This is a genomic window from Halococcus dombrowskii, assembly GCF_022870485.1.
GTDB lineage: Archaea > Halobacteriota > Halobacteria > Halobacteriales > Halococcaceae > Halococcus > Halococcus morrhuae.
Genome location: NZ_CP095007.1, coordinates 20,808 through 45,671 on the forward strand (window position 1 = coordinate 20,808; position 24,864 = coordinate 45,671).

21 protein-coding genes and 1 pseudogene are annotated in these 24,864 nt (G+C 58.8%); 13 read left to right on the forward strand and 9 right to left on the reverse strand.

Features of this window, described 5'->3' with window-relative positions; translation table 11 throughout:
* Positions 1-37 precede the first annotated feature (37 nt).
* Both MUK72_RS16355 and MUK72_RS16360 read right to left on the reverse strand, forming a co-directional pair.
* Positions 38-1,753 (reverse strand): pyrroloquinoline quinone-dependent dehydrogenase, encoded by a 1,716-nt coding sequence (locus tag MUK72_RS16355; RefSeq protein ID WP_244706264.1) that lies wholly within the window; start codon positions 1,751-1,753, stop codon positions 38-40.
* Positions 1,754-1,770: 17 nt separating this feature from the next.
* Positions 1,771-2,691 carry a hypothetical protein gene (locus tag MUK72_RS16360; RefSeq protein ID WP_244706266.1) on the reverse strand — a complete coding sequence of 307 codons (921 nt, stop codon included), beginning with the start codon at positions 2,689-2,691 and terminating at the stop codon, positions 1,771-1,773.
* A 256-nt stretch (positions 2,692-2,947) separates the two neighbouring features.
* Between MUK72_RS16360 and MUK72_RS16365 the strand changes: the two genes are divergently transcribed.
* Positions 2,948-5,125, forward strand: coding sequence for a CDC48 family AAA ATPase (locus MUK72_RS16365; protein ID WP_244706268.1), 2,178 nt, complete (start codon positions 2,948-2,950; stop codon positions 5,123-5,125).
* A gap of 12 nt (positions 5,126-5,137) precedes the next feature.
* Here the strand turns inward: MUK72_RS16365 and MUK72_RS16370 are convergent, their stop codons facing one another.
* Positions 5,138-5,566 carry a VOC family protein gene (locus tag MUK72_RS16370; protein ID WP_244706270.1) on the reverse strand — a complete coding sequence of 143 codons (429 nt, stop codon included), beginning with the start codon at positions 5,564-5,566 and terminating at the stop codon, positions 5,138-5,140.
* 125 nt (positions 5,567-5,691) lie between these two features.
* Positions 5,692-6,117, reverse strand: coding sequence for a VOC family protein (locus tag MUK72_RS16375; RefSeq protein WP_244706272.1), 426 nt, complete (start codon positions 6,115-6,117; stop codon positions 5,692-5,694).
* A 211-nt stretch (positions 6,118-6,328) separates the two neighbouring features.
* Here MUK72_RS16375 and MUK72_RS16380 point away from each other — a divergent pair, with 211 nt between their 5' ends.
* Entirely contained in the window at positions 6,329-8,668 is a 2,340-nt protein-coding gene (locus MUK72_RS16380; RefSeq protein WP_244706274.1) for a xanthine dehydrogenase family protein molybdopterin-binding subunit, read from the forward strand.
* 19 nt (positions 8,669-8,687) lie between these two features.
* Here the strand turns inward: MUK72_RS16380 and MUK72_RS16385 are convergent, their stop codons facing one another.
* Positions 8,688-9,068: a cupin domain-containing protein gene (locus MUK72_RS16385; RefSeq protein ID WP_244706276.1), complete on the reverse strand. Its 381-nt coding sequence runs from the start codon at positions 9,066-9,068 to the stop codon at positions 8,688-8,690.
* Positions 9,069-9,153: 85 nt separating this feature from the next.
* Here MUK72_RS16385 and MUK72_RS16390 point away from each other — a divergent pair, with 85 nt between their 5' ends.
* From MUK72_RS16390 to MUK72_RS16415, 6 genes are all read left to right on the forward strand, one after another.
* Positions 9,154-10,056, forward strand: a complete 903-nt coding sequence (locus MUK72_RS16390) for an ABC transporter substrate-binding protein (RefSeq protein WP_244706278.1) — start codon at positions 9,154-9,156, stop codon at positions 10,054-10,056.
* A gap of 2 nt (positions 10,057-10,058) precedes the next feature.
* The gene (locus MUK72_RS16395) at positions 10,059-11,042 is read left to right on the forward strand and encodes an ABC transporter substrate-binding protein (protein ID WP_244706280.1); all 984 of its coding nucleotides are present in this window, start codon (positions 10,059-10,061) and stop codon (positions 11,040-11,042) included.
* Positions 11,039-12,004 (forward strand): ABC transporter substrate-binding protein, encoded by a 966-nt coding sequence (locus MUK72_RS16400; protein WP_244706282.1) that lies wholly within the window; start codon positions 11,039-11,041, stop codon positions 12,002-12,004. Before MUK72_RS16395 ends, MUK72_RS16400 begins: the two co-directional genes overlap by 4 nt.
* Before the next feature lie 54 nt (positions 12,005-12,058).
* Positions 12,059-13,093, forward strand: coding sequence for a sodium:calcium antiporter (locus MUK72_RS16405; protein WP_244706285.1), 1,035 nt, complete (start codon positions 12,059-12,061; stop codon positions 13,091-13,093).
* 76 nt (positions 13,094-13,169) lie between these two features.
* On the forward strand, positions 13,170-13,733 hold the full coding sequence (locus MUK72_RS16410; RefSeq protein ID WP_244706287.1) for an NAD(P)/FAD-dependent oxidoreductase: 564 nt from the start codon (positions 13,170-13,172) through the stop codon (positions 13,731-13,733).
* Positions 13,734-13,798: 65 nt separating this feature from the next.
* The gene (locus tag MUK72_RS16415; RefSeq protein WP_244706289.1) at positions 13,799-14,104 is read left to right on the forward strand and encodes an amphi-Trp domain-containing protein; all 306 of its coding nucleotides are present in this window, start codon (positions 13,799-13,801) and stop codon (positions 14,102-14,104) included.
* Between the two features lie 96 nt (positions 14,105-14,200).
* Here MUK72_RS16415 and MUK72_RS16420 read toward each other — a convergent pair whose 3' ends face one another.
* Positions 14,201-15,358 carry a sodium:calcium antiporter gene (locus MUK72_RS16420; protein ID WP_342346248.1) on the reverse strand — a complete coding sequence of 386 codons (1,158 nt, stop codon included), beginning with the start codon at positions 15,356-15,358 and terminating at the stop codon, positions 14,201-14,203.
* A gap of 80 nt (positions 15,359-15,438) precedes the next feature.
* Positions 15,439-15,732, reverse strand: a complete 294-nt coding sequence (locus tag MUK72_RS16425; RefSeq protein WP_244706291.1) for an ArsR/SmtB family transcription factor — start codon at positions 15,730-15,732, stop codon at positions 15,439-15,441.
* A gap of 78 nt (positions 15,733-15,810) precedes the next feature.
* Here MUK72_RS16425 and MUK72_RS16430 point away from each other — a divergent pair, with 78 nt between their 5' ends.
* Complete coding sequence (locus MUK72_RS16430) at positions 15,811-16,104, forward strand: amphi-Trp domain-containing protein (protein WP_244706293.1); 294 nt, start codon at positions 15,811-15,813, stop codon at positions 16,102-16,104.
* 2 nt (positions 16,105-16,106) lie between these two features.
* Here the strand turns inward: MUK72_RS16430 and MUK72_RS16435 are convergent, their stop codons facing one another.
* Positions 16,107-17,405 carry an ABC transporter substrate-binding protein gene (locus tag MUK72_RS16435; protein WP_244706295.1) on the reverse strand — a complete coding sequence of 433 codons (1,299 nt, stop codon included), beginning with the start codon at positions 17,403-17,405 and terminating at the stop codon, positions 16,107-16,109.
* 873 nt (positions 17,406-18,278) lie between these two features.
* On the opposite strand from MUK72_RS16435, the pseudogene MUK72_RS16440 reads away from it, so the two are divergent.
* Both MUK72_RS16440 and MUK72_RS20475 read left to right on the forward strand, forming a co-directional pair.
* Positions 18,279-19,925, forward strand: a pseudogene (locus tag MUK72_RS16440) (CDC48 family AAA ATPase); the annotation flags it as partial.
* 251 nt (positions 19,926-20,176) lie between these two features.
* A complete protein-coding gene (locus MUK72_RS20475) occupies positions 20,177-21,424 on the forward strand; it encodes an IS5 family transposase (RefSeq protein WP_425311103.1) in 1,248 nt (415 codons plus the stop codon).
* A 229-nt stretch (positions 21,425-21,653) separates the two neighbouring features.
* Here MUK72_RS20475 and MUK72_RS16455 read toward each other — a convergent pair whose 3' ends face one another.
* Positions 21,654-21,989, reverse strand: coding sequence for a hypothetical protein (locus MUK72_RS16455; RefSeq protein WP_244706297.1), 336 nt, complete (start codon positions 21,987-21,989; stop codon positions 21,654-21,656).
* A 642-nt stretch (positions 21,990-22,631) separates the two neighbouring features.
* Here MUK72_RS16455 and MUK72_RS16460 point away from each other — a divergent pair.
* Positions 22,632-23,636 carry a Cdc6/Cdc18 family protein gene (locus MUK72_RS16460; RefSeq protein ID WP_244706299.1) on the forward strand — a complete coding sequence of 335 codons (1,005 nt, stop codon included), beginning with the start codon at positions 22,632-22,634 and terminating at the stop codon, positions 23,634-23,636.
* A gap of 136 nt (positions 23,637-23,772) precedes the next feature.
* Positions 23,773-24,858, forward strand: a complete 1,086-nt coding sequence (locus MUK72_RS16465; RefSeq protein ID WP_244706301.1) for a CRISPR-associated protein Cas4 — start codon at positions 23,773-23,775, stop codon at positions 24,856-24,858.
* The last annotated feature ends 6 nt before the right edge of the window (positions 24,859-24,864 follow it).

Below are 24,864 nucleotides of genomic sequence, written 5' to 3' on the forward strand. Positions count from 1 at the left end.
GGCGTTTGTCGAAAAATAATCGGAATTCGGCGTCGGCCTACTCCTCCATCGAGAAAATGAGCAGCCGGTCGTCGCGCGTACCGCGGCGGAGCCAGCCGCTGCCGCCGACTTGGATGGCGACGTACTGCTTTTCGGTTCCGGGGTCGTACCAGCTCATCGGACTGCCGGAGATCGGCACATCGCCGGCGTCGAACTCGAAGAGCCGTTCGCCGGATGCACCATCATATGCGAGGAAGTTGCCGTTTTGCGTGCCGGCGAACATTAGCCCTGTGCTGGTGGACATCGTGCCGCCCCAGAGGTAGATGTCGGAGTCGATCCAGTCCTGCCAGACGACCTTGCCCGTGGCGGGATCGACCGCCCCGATGACGCCGATGGACCCGTTGTAGCCATCGGGAGTGCCTTCCATCTCGTCTTCGAGCACGCCGCCCCAGTATTTTTGCCCCTCCTCTTCGTACTCCTCAAAGCGCCACCACGCCTCCTGGCCGTTGTTGTGCATCTTGTAGTACACGAGACCGGTCTCGTGACAGTAGGTCGGGGGCTGCCAGTCGTTGCCACCCATCCCGCCGGGCATGAACGGCATCCGCCGGCCCTCGTCGATGTGGGGAATCATCCGGAACATACTCAGCTGCTGGACGACCGGCTCGCTCCGTTCGACGAGCTGTCCGGTATCGGCATCGACCGTGTACGACCACCCCGTCTTCCCGGCAGAGGTGACGACGTCTTTGGTCTCGTCACGGTGGTCAATCTCCAGATCCCGGATCAGGATTCGCGGACAGGGCGAGTCGTAGTCCCAGATGTCGTGTGCGGACTCCTGATGGAACCACTTCATCTCACCCGTCTCCATGTCGATACAGCTCGTCCCGCAGGTATTTCTATTCGGCCCCGGTCGAACGGACCCGTCGAAGTCAGGGCTCGGGTTGCCACCCGGTGTGAAGAGCACACCGCGTTCCTCGTCCACCGTCGGGTTCATCCAGATCGCGCCGCCGGACTGATTGACACTGTCGCCGACCCACTCCTCCTCGGGGCAGGCGTTGGTCCGCCAGAGTTCCTCGCCGGTCTCGGCGTCGAGCGCCGCGAAGAATCCCCGAACGCCGTACTCGCCACCCGCGCTGCCGGTGAAGAGCGTGCCATCATAGATGATGGGTGCCCACGTCGCCGAGTAGCCGTTCTCGTGGCTCTCGGTGCTCGTGTACCACAGCTCCTCGCCGGTATACCGGTCGAGCGCTTGGACCCCCGAATCGAGGGTGGTGATGTAGAGTTTGTCCTCCCAAACCGCCGCGCCGCGCTTGTTGTCGTCACAACAGAGCACGACGTCGTTGGGCACCGCGTAGGTGTAACTCCAGAGCACCTCGCCCTCGCGCGGGTCGATCGCCTTCACGTGGTCCGGTCCGTTGGTCTGGTACATGATGGGCGGGTCGCCCGGCACGACGATCGGGGTGCCTTCCATGCTGGAGCCATTGCCCACGGACATCTCGTGTTCGAGTTCGAGGTCTGCTACATTGTCCTTCGTGATGACGTCGCAGGTCGTGTAGCGGTGCTGTTCGTACCCACCACCGTACATCAACCACGCTTCAGGGTTTTCCCGCGAGTTCGAAAGCATCTCTTGGCTGACGTCGAACTCCGGAATCCGGTCGATGTCGTGTTGGTGGGTGAGCGACTTCTCGGGCGCGCCGAGCACCCGATAGCCTTCGTCGGTCTCCCGTACAACCGTGTCCTGTGCAGCCTGAACCGCTCTGTCTTCGTTCGTTGCCATTGTGTTATCTTTAATTTCTACCGCGCCTTGCTCTCGGCGCGCATTTCCTCGGTGATCCAGTACATGTCGAGCATGATCTCCTCTTGGTTGACGATCATCATCGCGGCGCTCGCAGAGAGCGCGGCCGTCAACTGGGCGTCGGTGAGTTCACGGTTGTCCTCTTCGGCCGCGATTTCGCGGGCGGCCTGTGACATCACGTACAACCCACCGAGCAACGCCTTGATATCCCAATACCCGTCGTCGAGGATGTCCTCAGTGATGAGTATCTTCTTGTTCCAGAGGTGATCATCGAGTGCGTTGATCCAGAGCAACGCCCCGCCCATCGCGCGCTGGTGTAGTGGGGGGACGTTCGAGACATCGAACTCGACACCTTCTGGAATCTCTCTGGTGGGCACCCATCGCGAAAGGCGAGTGTTATTGTTTGCGACGTTCATCATCAACACCGTCTGCTCGTGCTCTGTGAACCCCAACTCGTTGAGCGGGTCCGTCAGCGGCTCCGCCTGAATCAACTCGTGGGCGGTGTGTTCGATGTGCGCCGGCGTGAACCGTGGGAGGTTCGCTTCGACGCTCTCGAAAAAGCCGACATCCACGAGGTGATTATAGACCCGCCAGCCGGGTTCGATGAGTTCTCGATAGAGAACATCCGCCTCCATCGCTCCGTCGGGAATGGCTTGCTCCCTGACTTCCGGGAGCCGTCCGAGTTGGGTTTCCATGTTCTCCAACTCCTCCGCGATGAGGCTCTCATCGAGTTTCCTCGAGAGGTCCTCCCGGATGGCTTCGCCCATTGAAGCGAATTTCGGGTCGGTTTCTGCGTCGATGGCGTCTCTGAGCTCGGCCAGCGTCGGTCGCTCGCTCGTCGCCGATTGTCGGACACCGAGATTCTCTACAAGTTCGTGCTGGTCCTCAGCCGTTACCTGCGGCCTGTTTGCATTTCCCATGGATCATTGCTAACATGGACGCCGTCAGTATAGATATTATCTTATGTTTCCAATCATGTATTTGACAATATATTAACCATTCAAGATATATAGGAAGTTCGTTACCTATTCAGATGGGAGAAATCGATAGCGTTAGGCCGTCTCCATATCATTTGCGTGCGTGACGCGACTGACGGGCAACCGGTGTCACGACGAAATCAATACCACCACGAAGTTGATTAGTGTCGCGCGAGGAGGATAGTGTACTACCGAACCGATGGAATTGACCGTCAAACCGATTGTGATCCCCGACGCGGACAGTGAGATAGCGGTGGTCGACCGCGAAGCGATGAGTGAACTGAATCTCGAAGACGATGACTACGCTCGGGTCAACGGACACGATGACAGCGCAGTCGTACGGATTCGTCCCGGCCCGGCAGAAGAAGCGGGCCGTACGATCATCCGCCTCGATGGTGCGCTCCGGCAAACAGTCGGCGTCGGCATCGACGACACCGTGACTATCGAGATGGCCGACGTCGAATCCGCAGAACGAGTAACGATTGCTCTACCGGTGGAGTCCACTGTGTCCGACACCCCCGGTCTGTACGTCCGAGACTATCTCACCGACCGGGTCGTCACCGACGGGCAGACGCTTCCGATTGCGCCCGGATTTGAGTCAGTCTCGGGTGGGACGGCCCAACGCATTCCTGTGAAAGTCATCGAAACGCAGCCATCTGGGACAGTCGCCATACAGGAATGGACCGACGTCATGGTTTCGGAGGAAGCCGTCGAGGGACCCGTGATCACCACTGAGGATGCGCTCGCCGTTACTTACGAGGACATCGGGGGGCTGGACGACGAACTTGCCCAAGTGAGAGAGATGGTCGAACTCCCGATGCGCTATCCCGAACTGTTTCGGAAGTTGAATATCGACCCGCCGAGAGGGCTGCTCTTGCATGGGCTGCCAGGCACGGGAAAAACGCTCGTCACGAAGGCTATCTCGAGCGAGGTCGATGCGTTTTTCGCGACGATTTCCGGCCCGGAACTCACCTCGACGCAGTACGGAGAGACCGAAGAACGACTCAGGGAAATTTTCAAGGAGGCGGAAGCGAACGCACCCTCGGTGGTCTTCATTGACGATGTAGACGCCATCGTACCCAAACGCGAGGACGCAAACGATGTCGAACGTCGTATCGTCGCCCAACTCCTCGGGTTGCTTGACGGCTTAGCGGAGCGGGGGCAGGTCATCGTCATCGGTACCACGAATCGGCTAGACGTCATTGACCCCGCGCTCCGCCGGCCCGGACGGTTCGATAGGGAACTCGAAATCGGCGTCCCGGATGGCGAGGGAAGAAAGGAAATCCTGTCGATACACACCCGTGGCATGCCACTCTCAGATGATATCGACCTCGACACCTACGCCGAGAACACGCATGGATTCGTGGGAGCCGACATCGAAAACCTCGTGAAAGAGAGCGCGATGTGTGCGATTCGGCGGGTTCGCCCCGAATTCGATTCCAGCTCAGAGGTAGTCGATACCGAACTACTCGACTCGCTTTTCGTAACCGACGCCGATGTCAAGGAGGCACTGACGGGCATCGAACCGTCGGCACTCCGAGAGGTGTTCGTGGAGGTTCCCGACGTGTCGTGGGAGGACGTGGGCGGTCTCGAAACCACCAAAGAACGTCTCCGAGAGACCATCCAGTGGCCGCTCGCTTATCCCAATGCGTTCGAGCGCGTGGACCTGCGTCCCGCGAAGGGCGTTCTCCTTCACGGGCCGCCCGGCACGGGGAAGACCTTGCTGGCGAAGGCAGTCGCCAACGAAGCCCAGTCGAACTTTATCTCCATCAAGGGACCCGAACTCCTCGACAAATACGTCGGCGAAAGTGAAAAAGGCGTCCGCGAGGTGTTTGCGAAAGCCAGAGAGAACGCTCCCACTGTCATCTTCTTCGACGAAATCGACGCGATGGCGGGCGAGCGTGGTGAGGGAACGGGCGACGCCGGAGTGGGCGAACGGGTCGTCTCACAGTTATTGACGGAACTCGATGGATTAGAAGACTTAGAGAATGTCGTTGTGGTTGCGGCGACGAATCGCCCGGACCTCATCGACGATGCGCTGGTTCGGCCGGGACGACTCGATAGACACATGCACGTCTCCACCCCAGACAAGGAGGCCAGACGTGAGATATTCGATGTTCACACCCGAGAGAAGCCGCTTGCCGACGACGTTGACCTCGCGGATCTCTCGGAACGAACTGAGGGGTACGTCGGTGCGGACATCGAAGCGGTGTGTCGTGAGGCTTCGACGGCCGCAGTGAGAGAGTACGTTCGCTCCACGAATGAGGGAACAGCAGCCGACGTGGCGACCATCGACCTCACACTGGACCACTTCGAGCGCGCACTTTCGGAAGTCGAATCCACTAGAGTCGGCGGCAGTGATGCTCAGTTCGGCTGAGGCACGAAACAATCATTCCCACTGAGGGTCCGGCATTTCCGCTTCGACTTCCGTCCGTAGACGCTCCTGAGTGAATTCGAGGACGTGACCCGCCGGATCCGTGGTGAAGACAGACTGTGCGCCGCCGTATTCGTCGTGGGTAACGGACTTGAAATCGACGCCTCGTCGGTTCAGTTCATCTACAAATCGTCCGAACTCCGCCTCACGCACTTCGAATGCGTAGTGGACGTGTTCGCCGCCCTCGTCCCACACGTCCGTCCATTCCGAGGGCGGGCGTGCTGCGTTCTCGGGTTGGTTGCGCGGCAACCAGAGACCGAGCAACGTCGTTCCGGCCTTCATCCAGATTTCGTGAGTGCCCTTGATGTCGTCTAGACGTACCTCGTTGAGATTCTCGATTGTTCTGCCGTAGTTCGAGTCCTCTCTGTACTCCCATGCGGTCACGAGCGGAAATCCAAGTGTCTCGCAGTAAAACTCTGTACACTGCCGTAACTCGTTTTCGTCGCCACAGAGGAGTGCGATTTCGCTGCTCCACGGACGGGAAGTGGTTCGTGTTCAGTCATCCATCATCACTCGTCAATCGAATCGTGGTCTAAGAGATCTCGCTCCATCCCATCGGGAAGCGGGTCGTAGGTGATGACCTCCAAAAGATTGCCGTCCGGGTCGAGGAAGTAGAAGCCCTCAAAGTCGCCCCAGTCGTAGGGTCCCTGTTTCGGAAACTGTCCATCGAGTCTGTCAACGAGCGCTTCGTAGTCCTCTCGATTCGTCGCGAAAGCAATATGAGCCTTATCGAGCGGATGGTCGAGGTCCGTCCATTCCTCGGCACGGCCCGTCTCGGCCAGTGTAACGACAGTGTCTCCCGCCTCGAACATCGCGTGATCGCCCTGAAAATCCCCGGGTGGGCGAAGCAAGTCGAGCGCGAGCACATCGCGGTAAAACTCGTAACACAATTCGAGGTTATCGACATCAACGTTGATGTGGTCAATGGCGTCCATGCCAACGATGTACGTGCAAGCTACAAATACGTTGGCGAAAATCCCACCGCGCGACGGCCGAACTGCGGATGGGACATATCGCCGGGAGATTTTTGGTCCTGTTTAACTATATGTGATACGTGAACCGACATCAAACCGGGACACGACCGATTCCACGCTCCTCACAGTGTCAAGCCGACCACCAGACCGACCACCGGAAGGGAAGATAACCGTGCCCATCGGGACGACAAGCGCCGACGAGACTCCTGGGGAACTCGTCGGCACGTCTGTCCAGCGCCGTGAGGACCCGCGCCTGCTCACAGGCGAAGCACGCTACACCGACGACATCCAGCACCCCCATACAATCTATCTCGCCATCTACCGGAGCCAGTACGCCCATGCGCAAATCGAGAACATCGACACGAGCGCGGCCGAGAATCATGAGAAGGTTCTCGCGGTCTATACTCACGACGACCTCGTGGAATCAGGCATCGAGGGACTACTGCCGGCTGACGAACCCGATTACGGGGTTTCGGTCGAACACCCGATACTCGCGAGCGAGACGGTTCGTTATCAAGGCCAGCCGATTGCGGGAGTGGTCGCCACCGAGCGTGACGCCGCCCGCGACGCTCTTGACTTGATAGCAGTCGAATACAACCGACTCGATGCGGCGGTCGGTCCTACAAACGCCCTCGACAACGCACCGACGGTCCATGAGGAAGCACCCAACAACACAGCCTTCGAATGGGAAGTGGGTGACGAGCGAACGACCGACGAGGCATTCGAGGAAGCCGCCCACACCGTAGCGGTTGATCTCGTGAACAACCGCGTGATTCCGACCGCGATGGAGCCACGCGCCGCAGTCGCACAGTACCGCGACGACGAGCTAATCGTGGAGATGTCCTCACAGAACCCACACGCGACTCGGCGAGACCTCTCGTGTTCTCTCGGAATACCGACCAACCGAATCACGGTGCGAGTACCGGATGTCGGCGGCGGATTCGGCGCGAAACTTCAGCCCTACACTGGCCACGTTCTTGCAGCGTGGTGTGCGATGCAGCTAGAGCGCCCAGTCAAGTGGCAGGCCACCAGAACCGAGGACCTCGCCTCGATGGTCCACGGTCGGCATCACCACACCACCATCGAAGCGGCACTCGACAGTGAGGGGCTAATGCAGGCAATTCGCGCGCGCACGGTCGCGAATGTTGGGGGCTACCTGACCTACGCCGGGTCGTTCGTCCCATCGGTAGCCTATGGCCGGATGCTCACTGGCCAGTACGACGTTTCGACTGCGCACGTCGTGGTCACGGGAGTCTTCACGAATACCGCACCGCTGTCCGCATATCGTGGTGCAGGCCGTCCTGAGGCGTGTTATGCGATCGAACGCCTCGCCAACGCGGCGGCGCGCGAAATGGACATGGACCCGGCGGAATTCCGGCGGCGGAATACGATTCAATCCGATGAATTTCCCTACAAGACGCCGCTCGGCCACACCTACGACAGCGGCGACTACGAAAAAACGCTCGACGCGGCGCTCGACCGCGTTGACTACAACAATTTGCGCGAGCGTCAAGAGGAACTCTGTGAAAAAGGGAGATATTTGGGTATTGGCCTGTCGAATTACGTCGAGGCTTGTGGTGTCGGTCCAAGCGTCATCGAGGGTGGATTGGTCAGAATGAATCCCTCGGGCGAGGTAGTTGCGATGACTGGCACACAGGACACCGGACAGGGCCATGCGACGAGTTTCGCACAGGTCGTCGCGGAGACTCTTGGTGTGGACTACGACGACGTGGAAATCGTAGAGGGCGACACCGACCGCGTACCCGAGGGTGGCGGCACGGTGGGAAGCCGGAGCCTTACAATGGGTGGCAACGCGCTCCGTGACGGAGCGGAGAAACTGGTCGAGAAAGGTCGAAAAATTGCGGCCGGCCAGTTGGAGGCCGCCTCGGCGGACCTCAATTTCGTTGATGGCGAGTTTCGGGTAGCTGGCGCACCCGAGCGTTCGGTTACAATACAGAAGGTCGCACGAGCGGCCTACGCTGGCGAAGTCCCAGAGGGCGTCGAACCCGGTTTGGAGGAGACGACGTTTTTCACGCCCGATGGGGAAACGTACCCGTTCGGAACGCACGTCGCGGTGGTTGAGGTCGAACCGGATTCGGGTGAAATCACGGTCTGCCGGTACGTCGCAATGGATGATGTCGGTACGCAGATCAACCCGAAACTGGTCGAGGGGCAAATCATCGGCGGCGTCGCGCAGGGCGTCGGACAGGCACTCTACGAGGGAGCCGAATACGACGACACCGGCAACCTCCTTACGGGATCGTTTCAGGATTACACTGTGCCAAAAGCCGAGCACATTCCATCCGTCGAATGGGGGTACCGAATTACACCGTCGCCGAACAACCCGCTAGGCGCGAAGGGCGTCGGCGAAGCAGGTGCAATCGCCGCACCGCCGGCGGTCGTCAACGCGGTCGTGGACGCTCTATCCCCACTCGGCGTGACCAACCTCGATATGCCACTCACCAGCGAGACAGTCTGGCGCGCGGTTGAGGATGCCCGACGCGACTGCTAATTCGATTGCGCGCGCAGTCTCAGTCGTCAGTTTTAGCAGATTCTAACTCTCTAGCTTTCGCTTTCGTTCCCCACCGTGGCTCGCCACGGGGTGGACTGAGAATACCGACACCGACAGCGGGTTCGTCGCCGCGGTTCTCCGCTCCGTGATGCTCGTCGCTCGGGAACATATAGGAGTCGCCGGGTGCTAACTCGTACTCCTCGCCCTCGACTACTGCTATCAGGGTGCCTTTGATGACGTAGCCAATCTGTTCGTTGTGGTGACGGTGGGCCGGAAGGATTTCGCCAGGCTCGACACGCCAGTGCTTCATGGACATCATCTCTCCCGCAGTGAGATCGGTCAGATGCACACCCTCGGCGACCTCCTCCGGCTCCCGTTGTGTCTCGGTAACTCGATCCATACTCCGTCACCACAAGCACACTCGCTGATAGTACATAAAGGTTCAGTCGGTATGTTTATAAGCAAACGGATTGTTATCATTTTTCATGGGTACTGATGACACTATCAGGCTGTTCCACCTCCCCTTTTCGTTCATGCTGCCTCAGCGGGTAGCGAGTGAGCAGGGCTACTTCGCCGAGGACGGTCTCGACATCGAGTTGGTCGAGCGCGACCGCGAAGACGTGGACTGGAAGTACATACCGGCAGAAGATACCCTGACAGGAGACTACGAGGTTGACCTGTACCCCGTCTGTAAGTGGGAAAGTCTAAAGCGGACTTGGGACATGAATGACGGGAAAATCGTCGCGCGCGGGACGTTCGCCGACCAGCCCTACTCCGTATTCGTCAGACCGGATAGCGATATCCGCCGTCCAGAAGACCTCGCGGGCGTTCCAGTAGGAGTTAACCGCCGCACGGGACAGGAATACACCGCCATCAAGGCACTCGAAGACCACATGGAGTCAGACGAAGTCGAACTCGCTCATCACGGAATGCCGACTGACCGGCTCCGGGCACTACGTGACGGCGAGGTTGATGCCGTAACACTGCTCGAACCACAGAGCACGCTCGCAGAACACCTCGGCTTTCGGTCGGTCATGGAGTTCGAAAATCACATGGGCGTCGTCGGCGCGGACGGACTCAGCGAGGAGGCGCTCGACGTCTTCATGGCCGCCTACGCTCGTGCGGTCGAAGATGTCAATGAAAACCCGGAGAACTACCGCGAGGCATACCTCGATATGCTCACAGCTGAAGACGACGCCGGGGTCGCCCCTGACTTGTTCGAAGACGTGGACATGGACGAACTCAGAGCCGACATCGACGTACCGCGGTACGAAGTACCAGACCTCGCAGACCGCGACGATCTCGACCGTCACCTTGACTGGATGAAAAGACGAGAACTCATCGATGGCGACGCCGACATCGACGCCATCGTCGCCCCGGTGAAGTGAATATGAGCATCGAATCACAGCAGGCCGCGCTCGACGACCTTCACGACGAACCGGGTGAGTTGCCTGTCATGCGCGCCCGATTTGAGCACAACGGCAGTCCGCGGTATATGCTCTACACCATCAAACGCTTCGGACTCGACCGCGAGCACGACTTCCACCTCGATGTGCAGTTGGTCTCGGACGCGCTTGAAGGCGGTATGGAGACCGTTGAAGCGCGACTTCAGGATGGAGAAGCGGACCTCATCGACATCGACTACATCTCAACGGCACGCGAACGAAGCGACGGAGCCGAAATCGTCGCCATCCATCCCTACGGCCGAACCGTCGGCGGACTGGTCGCGCCAGAAGATACCGACATAGATGGGTTGGAAGACCTGCCGGACCGTCGCATCGGGGTGGTCCGGCGGCTCGACAAGAACTGGATTCTGACCCGCGCGGCGTGCCGGGAGTTCCACGACTTCGACCCCGATGACGAAGCGACGCCGGTGGAGGCTGGCTCGAAGGTCCGGCTGACCGAGATGATTCATGGAGACGAGGTCGATGCCGTACTCCAATTCTGGCCCATCGTCCCGGAGATCACCGAAACCGGCCCGTACCGCGAGGTGCTTCCGGTGTCCGAACTCGTCCAGCGACTCTCGGGGACCAGCAATAGACTCCCGATCTCGACGTTTCTCACCAGTGAACAGTTTCTCGAATCATCGCCGGAAACAGTCAGACGATACAACGCCGCATATCGGGATGCGGTTGACAGACTCGTGACTGACGACGAAATTTGGGAGGAGATTGGCGCGGCGTTGATGACCTACGACGACCCGGAAATCGTGCGCGCGGTCCGGGATGGCTGGCGGGACATGGTCGTCCGAGAGTGGGACAAGGAGACCATTGAGGGGATGGAACACCTGTTCACGTCCCTGCTCGACGTTGCCGGAGCCGAAGCGCTCGGCGTCAAGGAGATTCCCGAAGGCACCTTCCGACTCGAACCATGACCGAGGTCACGTTCCAACTCAACTGGGAACCCAACGGCTTCCAATCGCCGTACTTCCTCGCGCGCGAGCGCGGGTTCTACGACGAGGAGAACGTCGATGTGCGATTCGTGGAGGGTCACGGCTCGCCGTTCGCCGCCGAAGAAACCGCGAGAGGTCGGGCAGACTTCGGTCTCGCGGGCGCGAGTGCAGTGCTTTCGGTACAAAGTGAAGGTCTCGACCCGCTCGCGGTGGCCGCTGTGACCCAGAAAACGCCGGCGGCGGTCTATACTCTGAGAGATGTTTTCGGCGAACCGTTCGAACGGCCAGAACAGTTGGTCGGCAAGACGGTCGGTCCGTCGGCGACCAAAACCCGGATTCTCACGGCCCAGTTGTTGGAGGATGCCGGCATTCGCGATGAAGTCGAGTTGCTTCCGGTGGACGAATACACCCACCACCGGGTCGGCCACAAACTCCTCGATGGCGAGATCGACGCCGCCGTCGGCGTCGTCACCAACGGCATCGAACTCGAACGCGAGTACGACAGGACGGCCGACGAGTTGCCCATCGGTGACCACCTCGGGATCTACGGGATGACGCTCGTCACGAATCCGGCGTTCGCCGAAGAGGAACCCGACACAGTGAAGGCGTTCCTCAGAGCGACCGCACGCGGATGGGCGGCGGCGACGAACGATCCTCGAAGTGCTATCGACGCGCTCGTCGCGCGCAATGCAACCCTCGAACGGGATCGAGAGATCGAACGGGTGAAGTTCGAGACCGCCGCCGAGCGTCTCCAGTTCACCGATCATGTTCGGGAATTCGGCTGGGGCAACCACGACGGAGAGCGGTGGCGGACGTTGGGCGACACGCTCTCACGGACCGATCTGCTTAATGGGGGAATCGACCCGGATTCGGTCTGGATCAACGAATTTCTCGACGGTGATGCGGAGTGCATCGGCGGATACGCCGGACTGATCGGCCGGTAGTCGTCGGGACGGCCACCCTCTATCAATAACTGTATCGCTGTGCCAGTGGTAGTAATGCCGTTCGGAATTTCACCGGAACTGGTCGCCATTGCACTCTTTCTCGGCGGTCTCGCGGTCGTTCTCGTAAGCGTCGAGACGTTCATCGAAACCGCCGCCGAGACCGCGCTCACGTTCGGTGTCTCGGCGTTTTTCTTGACGGCAGTCCTCGCGGGGGCCGACGTGGAGAACGCGGTTATCGGTCTCGCGGCGATTTTCGAGGGGTTGTCCGGTCTCGCCATCGGTACCGTCTTCGGGGAGGCGCTGTTCGTGCTCACCGTCGCAGTCGGGCTTGCGGGTCTGCTCACGCCTTTCGAAACCGAGGTTCCCCACTCGTATCTCCTGCTCATCGTGGGGTCGCCGGTGCTCCTCGTCGTGCTCGCACTCGACGGAACCCTTTCGCAGTTCGACGGCGCGGTCCTGACGTTCGCGTTCGTGCCCGCCTTCGGTGCGATTTACGCCCTCGAACGGAACCGGGAAACGCGGTATCTCGCCGCCGAGGAGGTTGAGGGGGCGCTCGAAGACGAGGACGACTCGGACGCGATGACCGACGGCAGTCGGGAACCACCGGCGGACGCCACGTTGCGCGAGCGATTCGCGGCGCGCTACGGCGGTTACTACAAACTTGGCGTGCTCGTGGTCGCCTCTCTCGGTATGGCGGTCGGCTCACAGGCCGCGGTGATGGGTGCGAGGGACCTCATCGCCGTCTTCGGTATCGCGGGGACCGCCTTCGGCGCGACGGTGGTGGGGCTCATCTCCTCGCTGGAGGAGCTGTTTCTCACTGTGGGACCCGTCCGCGAGGGCCGTCCGGACATCGGTATCGGGAACGTCGTCGGGAGTATGCTGTTTTTCGTGACCGCGAACGCCGGCGTGATCGCACTGGTCCGACCGATTCCGACGGCAGGGACGGTTCTCGCCGTTCATTTCCCATTTTTCATCGCGGCGCTGTTGGTGGTGGGGATCATTTTCTGGCGCGGGCGTGTCGGCCGCGTAGATGGGGTCGTTCTGTTGGGGATCTACGTCGCGTACTGGGGCGCAAACTACCTGCTGTGACGTTTGTTCGACAACGATTGCGGTCCCGTGAGCGGGGGGCGAGATATTTATCTGCCCGTGTAGTAGGCGATAGCTAATGACCGAAATCGACGTTGCAATCGTCGGCGGCGGTCCCGCTGGACTCTCCGCCGCGCTGCTCACCGCGAAGAACGGACTGCATACGATAGTGTTCGACACCGACGACACCGCGATGAACAAGGCGCGGTTGCGCAACTACCTTGGGGTCGAGAACGTCATGGGCGATGAGTTCATGGCGGTCGCCCGCGAGCAGGTCGACGACCACGGCGCGGACCGCCGGCAGGGCGAGGCGGTATCCGCCGTCGAACGAACCGACGCGGGGTTTCGGGTCACGACCGACGAGGGCGGGTACGACGCGCCCTACGTCGTCCTCGCGTCGGGGTATCCGTGTGACCTCGCCGCCGAACTCGGGTGTGAACTCGGAAAGTACGACACCGTCGCGGTCGATGTGGACTGCGAGACCACGGTCGAGAACGCCTACGCAGTCGGCGAGGCGGTCCGGATGCCGAAGATTCAGGCTGCTATTTCCGTGGGCCACGGCGCGACCGCCGCTATCGACATCCTCTGGAAGGAGCGAAACGAACCGTTCCACGACTACGACAAGGCCGTCCACGCGCAGTGAGCGAGCGCGACGCCGACGGGACTGTTGAGCAAGGACCTTTCCGTGAGTACGCCATACGTGCGAGCATGGCTCGACTGCCCAGCGAGAGCGACGATCCGGAAACGGTCAGGGGCGAAAGCTTCGAGGAGCAGGTGCGTGCCGACCGCGAGGCGACCGCGACCTTCCTCCACGAACTCGCCGACCAACTCGAAGCGGGAACGGACCTCACGATGGCGGGCGACGACTGGGAAATTCCGTTTACCTACGAAGAGCCGATCGAAATAGAGTACGAGGTCGAACCCGCGGGGGATGGGTCGCTCGAAGCCGAACTCGAAATCGAATTCACGGGCTTCCAAGAGGACGGCGACGAAAACGAGCTACACATCCGATAACGGTTCGCCAGCACGCCGCTGGTTTCGGCGTCGCCCGTGGGTCGGGAGTTTCCATTCCTGTTCATCTCCGAATCGAAAGCGAGACTGCCGCGGTCGCTACAGCTCGACCGGCACAGTCCCAAACACGGCGAAACTAATCACCCAATAGGCGATGTAGAGACCGAGCAGCGTGTAGCCGTGCCACGGTTTCAGTTTTCCCGTGTAGATGAAGTACGCGGCGACGGCGGTCAGGACGATGAGCGCCGGGAGATGCCACGTGAGCACGTTCGCACCCACGACGATACCGCCCGCCAGCAGGATGACACCGAGCTTCCCAGTAACCGAAAAGACGACGCTGCCGATGACGTTGCCGACCCCGATCTCGGGCGCACCCTTGCGGACGGGTTCGACAGTCAAAAAGATGTCCTCGATGGTCAGGACGGCGGTTGCGATGGTCGCACCGAACAGGGTACCTTCGAGTCCGTAGGCCTGAAGAATGCCTTCGGTTCCGATGCCCGTGGTTGCGGCTCCGATGATGAGACCGGCGAGGGCGAGGATCGCTAGCCCGAGACCGGCCCAGCCGGGCAGCTCGCGCGCCTCGGCGAACGGCATCTCGGCGGCGAAGGATTCGGTCCCGCCATCCGTCAGTTCCCTTCCACCATCCGCCTCTGCCGTCTCGTCGAACATTTCTGCATCCCGGAACACCGGCGTGTCGCTCCTGAACTCCCGGACGGCGACGTAGGCGATGAACAGGACGAACAGTCCGAGGAGGACCACGCCGTCGATGGTGCCGAGTGGCGCGGTCAGCGTGAACGCGATCATGACGAGCGGCGCGACGGCGAAGATGGCGATGTAATCGCGCGGAATGTTCACCTCGGTCGGCGTGAGGATGGCGGCGAGCGCGAGCGTCACGCCGGTGAGCGAGAGCGCGGTCCCGAACACGATGCCGAGCGCAACGCCACCGAGTCCTTCGAGGTTCAGCGCGACCCCAAGGAAGATGTCGTCGAACTCGATGCCCGTGAAGACGATGGCGAGCAAAAACACCGAGACGTTCAAGCCGCTCGCCGCTCCGACGAGGTAGCCGATCAACTTCTCGGCGCTGTAGATCAGCAACGCCGCGCCGGAGATGAAGATAAATATCGACGTGATACCGGAGGCACCTCCTTCATCACCTTCGCCACCCTCGCCTCCCTCCTGTGCGAGGGCGGGAGTAACGACGAGCGAGACGGCGAGCAATGCGACGAACAAGAGGACGAGGAGTTTTCGTCTGGACATCGACCGAAACATTCGGGTATGGTATCATATACCTTTGTGGATAGATAGTGCGGTACAGTGAAAAACTCTACACGCAATCGTCAGCGTTCGCTTTCGTCGTCGTTCGGTTCCGCTTCTCGAGCGTGCAGGACGAACGTTCGGTCTTCGGGCGTTGCCCGGAGTTCGACGCTTTTGACGAGCCGATAGTATTTCCGCCGGCTCGTCTCGTAGCTCTCGACCAATCCGGCGTCTTCGAGGGTTGAGAGGTGATGGACCGCGCTTTTGCCGTCCATGCCGACCCGTTCTGTGAGTTCCGTGACGTACCGGGGTTCGGAAGCGAGTTCACAGATGATTTTGAGTCGCGGCTTGCTTCCCAGCACATCGAACAACGACATGGGCAGTACTGCAGCCGATCCCCTAAGAACGTTTGTAGTGCGTACCCTTATGTGTGTGTGAACACCTCAGTCGTATGCATGGCCAACCTACCGAACGACACGGCGAACGACCCGACGGTGATCACCGATGGCTACTTCGAGCGCGAAGTCCACCTCTCACGCGAATCGACTGCAACCTTCCTCCACGAACTCGCCGACCAGATCGAGTCAGGATCCGAACTCACCGTTTCGAGCGACGACTGGAAGATACCCTTCGAGTTCCGCGAACCAATCGAGATCGAAGTCGAGTTCACGTCTCACCGCGAGAAAGAACTCGAAATCGAGATCGAATTCGAGGAACCACAAGGACGTGACGGTCTGAGTGTTGGATAACGTTACGACGACTCAGCCAAGAGGTCGGTCCGGTCAAGCGCCGTCATAAGTCGCTCCCAGCCCGTCGCTCGCTGCCATCCCCAGCCGTGTTTCTCGACTTCACTCCCAGTAGCGAATTTCTCGACGGCACACTCGAATGTTCGGCGTTCGCGGACTCTTTGTTCGTCGGTTAGTTCGTCTTTCTCAACTACGCTGACGGCGGCTTCAGGGCACTCGGTTGCCTCAGCCCAACCTGCGACCGTTCCGGCAAGGAAGCATTCCAGTTCTGACTGTCGTTCGCGGAGTGTTTGCTCAGTGGTCACGAGTGCAGGCCCGTACATCGGGAACTGATCGGCCACGAGCAACGAATCGACAGTCCATCCTTCGGTTGCTAACTGTCGTGGGTCGGCAAACGACCCCGCTACGACAGCTGCACGCCCCGAACAGAGCGCTGCCTGCTCTTCGCCGGTGATGTCCACGACCGTTACGTCGTCGAGTACTCCGGCCTGTGAGAGAAACAGTCGGCCAAGCAGTCCCGTTTCAGATGTAGACGACATCCCGACACGGCGACCCTGTAGTTGCGCTGCGCTTTCAAACTGTCCAGCGAATGTGTCTCGTGTCGTGTAGAGAACCCCCATCGCACGCTGGAACAGTAACGCAATTGGGAGAATCGGCTGACCGGCCTGCCGCGCTCGAACTGTCGTGGCCGCACCCGCGAGCGCCACATCTGCTGACCCTGTTGTAAGGCTATCGAGCGCTCGTCCTGATCCTTGACGATGTGAAATAGCGACGTCAATACCTCGCTCCTCGTAGCTGCCGGACGACTCTGCGAGGAAAAACGGGGCATGGATCGGATTTCGGAGCCAGTTCAATTCGAGATGAATCCGACTGGGTGGAGAAGTCTCGTCGTTTGTCGCAGTCTCTGTATGATGTTCGGAGCCGAGTGCGACGGCGACGATCCGTGCCTGCTTGAGAAGCGCCGCTGCGTGCGCCTCATCAACCCGACAGATCGTTGTTTCGATGTTCTCGGGAGCGTACCATGCCTTCGGCGGCCGCCCACGAGCCCCATTTTGGACGGTAGTCGCCGCGATGAGGTCTCGTTCTTCGAGGGTCGTCAGTGCTTCGGCAGTAGCTTCGCGGTTCAGCGACGTTCCGATACGGACGGCAAGCCGTGTGGCTGGTTCGCTAGCGAAATGCTCGGTCTCCCTGCGGCGTAACAGATACGCGAGCACACGGGCAGTATCGTTGCCGAGTCCGATGGATAACCGCCAGACGAGTCGCCCATCCTCATCAGTAAGTACGAGAAATTCACGGGTATCCATTGACGGACTATAGTCGTTTAGACAACCACGATACTTAATCCTACTTCCGCATTTTTCAAACCTCAGAACTGAAGATAGATCGGTTCGTCATGCATAGCTCTTGGCAAAAACCAGGGGTTTGGGAGTTATTTTTTGTTTGTTATATAGTAAATGTATCTTCCTGACGTCAAATTTTGATCTAAGGCGATACCCATGACTAGGTTTACAGGCTTGAGCGACGAACGTCACTATAAGGTCGATACCAATGTGGAGTAATGGCTTCCACGAAACCGTCCTCGGTACGAAGTTAGTACTCGAAGAACCAAGTGGCATGGTTGAATTCGTTCAACTGAAACACCCAGTTACGATCACCCGGACGGGCGAACAATACCGATGGTTGGGTAGCAATATACTCAACTACTGGCACGGGTACGTCAGTGGATTCGGTTTCCCGTCGTATTGCACCAAGAGTCGAGAAACGTTGAACAGGGGGCAGCGACGATGATGGAATGTACGGAGTGTAACGCGACGTTTCTCCGCAGTGAAGCGACGACGCCCGCTTTCGGTACACTCTCGTGTCCAGTATGTGGAATCACCGACATCAAAGCCGTTGATAGCTCCACGTTGAACCCAGAGACGCACATTCCGAACGGCGAAGAACGGACTCAATTCGGCCGTCTCCCGCGAGCCGACCCGGAAATATCGACCACATCGAAGCAGCGAACGACGATGGTCTGCACCGACTGCGCCACGACGTTCCCGCGTGGCGACGTATCGACTCCATCCTTCGGAGCCGTCGGCTGTCCCGAGTGTAAATCCACTGCAATACGGGAAATGGATTCGGAATCAGCTACCGAAGAACTCTCTGAGGAAATCAGGGCGGTGGAGTCACTGACCACCACATACGAGGATATCGGTGGTCTCACCGATGAGCTCGCACAGGTGCGCGAGATGGTCGAGCTACCGCTGAATCATCCCGAACTCTTCCGTGCTCTCGGCATCAATCCACCGAACGGCGTGCTTCTCCACGGCCCGCCCGGTACTGGCAAGACGCTGATGGCACGCGCCATTGCCAGTGAGACTAACGCATATTTCGAGACCATTTCCGGCCCGGAGGTTGTGTCGAAATACTATGGAGAGAGCGAAGAACACCTCCGAGACGTGTTCGACGAGGCAGCGGAAAACGAACCGGGAATCGTCCTCATCGACGAACTCGATTCGATTGCTCCAAAGCGCGAAGACACTACTGGCGAGGTCGAGCGACGAATCGTCGCCCAGTTGCTCTCACTCATGGATGGACTGGACGAACGTGGACGAGTCGCCGTCATCGGAACGACCAATCGAGTGAATGCTATCGACCCCGCGCTCCGCCGCCCCGGACGGTTCGGCCGCGAAATCGAAATCGGCGTCCCGAACGAGAATGGACGCGAGGAAATTCTTCGCATACATACTCGCGGTATGCCGCTTGCCGACGACCTCGATCTCGAAGCGTGTGCTGAACATTCGCATGGATTCGTCGGTGCCGATATCGAAAATCTCACGAAAGAGAGCGCAATGCATACACTGCGACGAGTTCGGCCGGACCTCGACTTCGACAGCGAAACGATTGACGCCGAGGTGCTTGCGTCACTCTCCGTCACTGCAACTGATTTCACACAGGCGCTGAAAGGGATCGAACCCTCGGCGTTGCGCGAGGTGTTCGTCGAGATCCCCAATGTGTCGTGGGAGGACATCGGTGGTCTCGGTGCGGCCAAAGAGCAACTTCAACAGACGATTCAGTGGCCGCTTGCGTATCCAGAAGCGTTCGAGCGGGCGAACGTGACCCCAGCAACGGGCGTACTCCTTTACGGACCACCCGGCACCGGTAAGACACTGCTCGCAAAAGCGGTCGCCAGCGAAGCCCAGTCGAACTTCATCTCGATAAAGGGACCTGAACTGCTCGACAGATATGTCGGAGAGTCTGAACGCGGTGTCCGCGAGGTGTTCTCAAAGGCACGTGAGAACGCGCCAACAGTGGTATTCTTCGATGAAATCGACGCGATTGCGGGCGAACGTGGTCGGGACATGAGTGATGCGGGCGTGAGCGAGCGTGTCGTCTCACAATTGTTGATCGAACTTGATGGACTCGAACCGTTAGAGGATGTAGTCGTCATCGCAGCGACGAACCGACCAGACCTCATTGACGATGCACTCGCTCGTCCGGGTCGTCTTGACCGGTACATCCACGTTGGCACACCCGACGCGACTGCCCGCCGCGAGATATTCGCCATTCACGCACGCGACAGACCGTTGGGTGACGATATTGACCTCGATACGTTTGCGAGTCAAACTGATGGATACGTCGGAGCCGATATTGAAGCTGTTTGTCGGGAAGCCGCGAGCATTGCCGTCCGTGAATTCGTTCGGTTGGCGACGGCCGACGGAGCGACGGTCAGCCCTGAAACCATCGAATTGACGCGCGATCATTTCGAACGAGCGCTCAGCGAAATCGAATCCGGAACGACTGGTGACGGCCACCGTTCCAATCGATTCGAGTCTTGAATCGAGATCGAACGGCACACGATGGAGAGAAACTCGCGGTCAATGGCAGCGTTCTTATCTTGTTTTGCTCTGTTGATCTTCGGTTCTTTCTGGCGATTTTATCGCTGATTTCGGGGGAATTGGACGCCCTCTTGCGGTATGGAGCGGTTACGACAACGTGCGAAGAAGTATCGAGAAGTTGTCAAAGAACACGCGGAGAGTCCAGATGCTCCTGCCGTCGCCGTCTTCGTCGGCGACAGCGAACACACTGAGTGGACAAAATCGCGTTACTGCTCCTCCGCGAAGACATCGGAAAACCGCTCCGCCGTCTTGAAGATTATCTCAACGAGATGCCCTGGGATTCTCGACGTGTTCGGACTAGAGATGTCGCCGGGTTTCACCTCGTTCTGCGAGTGGGAGAAGCGATCTCGATGCGGACGCTCCGCAGAATGGCGGAGCAGGCTGACTTCTCGGGAACTGGAGCAATCGATGCCAGCGGCTTCCAACGTGGACGGGCGAGTCATTACTACCGCAAGCGGGCGGGTTACTCGTTTCAGGCGACGAAGACTACGATTCTTGTTGATACGGACTCGCTGGCGATCATGGATGTCCATTTCACGACGAAGAGGGCCTATGATTGGCATATCGGGTTGCAGGTCTTCCAGCGGAACGACGGAGACCTGCGGGAACTCCTCGCAGACAAGATGTATTCATGGCGTGATCTGCGTGAGAAGTACCGTAACGAAGCTACGCGCCCAGTAATCAAGCATTGTGAGCAATCCTCGTTGCAGAAGGCTCACAACGCCCGGATCGATGATGACCTCTACAATCAACGGTCAATGAGCGGAACCGTCTTTTCGATGCTGAAGGCTGATGACGGGGAGAGTCTGCACACGAGGACGCGGCACGGGCAGTTTCGTGAGCTGGCTCGGAAATGCATCGTACATAACCTCTCGCGGCGGTCGGCTAACGCCGCCGCCCGCTCTTTCTCCATCAGTGGTCTGAGAGGCATTGCCAGCGATACGCCGATTCATTCATCGATCTCTACTGAATTTAGCAGTTCTACCCCAACCGCAAAGCCAGGTTTCTGCATCGTGTGTCACGCCGAATCAGCAGAAAGAAACGCCAAGAGATGTATTCAACCACCCCACCCCTTCGCTGTCTGTCGATCAACAGAGCAAAGTATTATGTTGACTCACCACGTGATTAGATGTACAAGGATGACCGATGATGATCTGCAGGATTTCCTGATCCTGCGCGAACTGGATGGAACCATCACGAGAGAAGAACTTGATGAGGCAGCGACCCAATCGGGCACGGCGCTCGAAGAGCTCCGCGGCGAAGATGTTGGAATTCGATGGGTCGATTCAGAAGTCCTCACCGACGACGAAGGACGGGTTGCCGGAACATTTTGTCATTATCAAGCAGAAGATGAGAATGCTGTACGTGAACACGCCGATCGGGCCAATCTCCCGGCGACGAAGATTACGCATCGTGGCGAACCACTCGGTGGCGAATAGCCAACGCCTATCGAGACTGTCGCTGCTCACCCCATTTACCCCTATCGATTGTGTGTATTCTACAAATACATATTTTAATTAATTTTTATAATAAAACCACTCATCAACGAAAGCGAGTTTGATATACTACTGGATGGCGTGAAACGATTATGAATGATAACTATGATTTCGAGCAAATCACCCTTCGATGCCGGTGGCTGTGCAGTGCGAAACTGACAGGCAATTCGTGTCACTCGCCTTGTTCGTCGAGGTAATCTAAAACACCGCGAACGTCTACCGCAGCCACCGGACGGATCATCTCCCTGCCCCAGACGTCGTCCATCTCAGTCTCGTTGACGAAATGTTCAACTATGGCGTCATCGACGCCAAGTTCTTCCCGTTTCGTTTCGACTGTTGCCACCCAACCCGTGAGGACTTCTTCGTACCCAGCAAGGAGCGCCTCCGGTGACGAATGCGGCTCGAAATGAATATAAAGCAGCGTCGCTGGGTTGAGGTCCCGAATCGTTTCGAAGTCCGCAAGACACGCTTCGAGATCGAATCTCCATGACGGAACCGTCTCCTTCACTCAATTTTGTAGCAGGATGGTACAGGAAGGGATGCTCACGGACAGCGGTCGCCAGTCCGGTGACTACTTGGGCAGGGCGGCGGCGTGGTCAATTTCGAGAAGTGGACCTTGCTGATCAGTTCGAAATCGACGTAGACATCGATCTGTTGAGCGAAATCTTCGAGGGTGTTCGGACAGCGATGTCCAACCGGAGACTGATTTTGACGTGTTCGAGAAAGCTGATTCGGCTCGAATGAAGCCCAATCTCATACCGAGCAGCGGAGTAAATCCATCAACGACACGATTCTTTACACCGCCATCGGATGTCGGAGCGCTGATTGCTGAACTATGCGCTTAGTACGTCGAACAGGCGGTTAGTGACTGGAGTTCAAATACTCGAAACAGGAATAACTTATACTGTCGGTCAGAAGTACGTGAACAGTCTCCGTCACAGAACCCAAGACAGCAGTCGATTCATTGAGAAACGAGATGAACGGGTTTTTGACTGACAGTATTAACGCTGTCCGGAGCGCCACTCGCAATCAGGCCGCTGCTATCGATACCTCGAAAAGGATAGTACCAGAGGATGTTCTCTCGCACCCTGAAAAGCGGAAATCACACGCTTCCGTTTATATGGGTCGTGTGTGAACACTCCAGTCACCCATGATCGTGAATGCTCGCGTGCTGCGTCCCGAGTTCGTCCCTCGGGATGTGGTTCACCGGGATGCCGAAGTGAGCCACCTGTCGAGTGCGCTCCGGCCCATCACGGACGGCAATCCCGCTGAGACTGCCCTGCTGTGTGGTCCATCGGGCGCTGGGAAGACCTGCACCGCGCGCTTCACTGTTCAGCGCCTCCGCGAGACCGCTCTCAAGGTTAACTCTCAGTACATCAATTGCTGGGAGGACTACTCCCGGTTCAAGCTCTTGTATCGCCTCCTCGAAGGCCTCGACCGCGCCTTCGACGTCCACCGCCAGTCCACTCCGAAGGACGAGCTTCTCGAACGTCTACGCGCAGACGAAGGACCGCCCTACGTCGTCATCCTCGATGAGGTCGACCAGCTCGAAGATACGAGCGTCCTCTACGATCTCTATCGAACGCCTGGCCTCACGATGGTGTTGGTCGCCAATGGCGAAGAGGAGCTGTTCTCACGGCTCGATGACCGTCTCGTGAGCCGGCTTCAGACTGCTACTCGCGTCCATTTCGAGAAATACACGCTTGACGAACTCGTCTCGATTCTCGAAGATCGCGTCCGGTGGGGACTCCGTGAGGGAGTGATTGCCACCGAGCAACTGGCGACCATCGCAGACGCAGCAGCTGGTGATGCTCGCGTCGCAATCGGGGTTCTCCGCACGGCTGGCCGCCGAGCCGACCAGGAAGATATGGAATCTATCTCGTATGAGATCATCCGCGAAGCGGTTCCGGAAGCGAAATCGGAAATCAAACAGAAAAACACTGAGAAACTCACTCCTGACCAGCAGACGCTCTACGAGATCATCGCCGAACACGGCGACGTTGCCTCGGGTGAGCTCTACGAACGCTACAGCGACCGCGTGAACAAACCCAAGACCAAGCGAATGGTGCGCAACTACCTCCAGAAGCTCCGCCACTACAACCTCATCATTGCCGAGGGCGACAACCGCGGGCGCACTTACCACCCAGTCTCGTGACGCCGTAGGCTGCGTTCACAGGGAAACGGAAATCACGCGCGCAACTATACCTGCGTCTCCATCCAGCGTCCTGGTGGGATGAACCATTGCACGACCGACTCCCGTCCGCCGAAGCGATCTCAGGGAGGTAGAGACGATGGCCGGTAGGGAACGCACGAACCGATTTGCTCAGCAGATCAACGCTGAGAGCTTCGCGGAGTGGTACGCCGAACGCGAGTTCGCTCAGAACATCCGGGAGGGGAGGCCCTACTTCAACGGTCCCTCGCCGGTCCCTGAGCCCGAACGCCACGCGCCGAGCAATCTGCTCCAGTGTCACCGGAAGATCGCCTACCGTCAGACCAACGCTCCCGAAGAGCGTGAACCACCGGAAGGCATCTTCTGGTCCGGCCAACTCTTTGAGGAGGACGTCGTCGTTCCGTACCTCCAAGACACAGTCGCGGGCGAGAACACGTACGTCCGGAACTCGATGTGGATCGACGACACCCTAGAAACACCCGGTAGCGAAGAGCTCCGCTTCAAGGGCTCAACCGATCCGGTGATCGTCGACCACGAGAGCGAGCCGCTACTGGTCACCGAGGTGAAGACCAAGTCCTCGCTCGACGGTCTCAATGAGCCGAATCGCCATCACCGAGCACAGGTCCACGCCTACATGCACGGCCTCTCCGAGAAGTACGACAGCTCCGTGGAAGACGCCGTGATCATCTACGGCGGGCGAACTTCGATGGATGTCCGGGTGTTCGAGGAGCCATTCAGCGCGGCTTTCTGGGAACGCGTACTCCAGTGGGCAGCCACGCACACCGATTTCCGGCAGACAGAGACACTTCCTCCAGCAGATCCGGAGTACGAATGGGAGTGTTCGTTTTGCTCGTTCAAGCACCGATGTGGCAAGAGCGACCGGCCGTTCTCGGATACTGGCGTTACAGGCTTTCTGCCGCTGGTCGACGACTATCCCCGCAACCAGATCACCGAGTACCTCGACGCCCACGCCGAAAGTGGTGCAAAGCTCACGCCGACGTTGGCTCACGAACACCCAGAGTTAGCCGAGGAGTTCGACGTCTACGACTGGCACTGCCCTCTGTGTGAGTATCGTCACGCGTGGGATGCAATACAGTGGGACGGGGACATGATGAACCCACCAGTGTGTCCGGAATGTGCCGAAAATTCAGTTCTCGGGACGCTCAGCGGCCCAAACCCGGAAGCTCAGTCTCGTCACGATCGTTGAACCGGC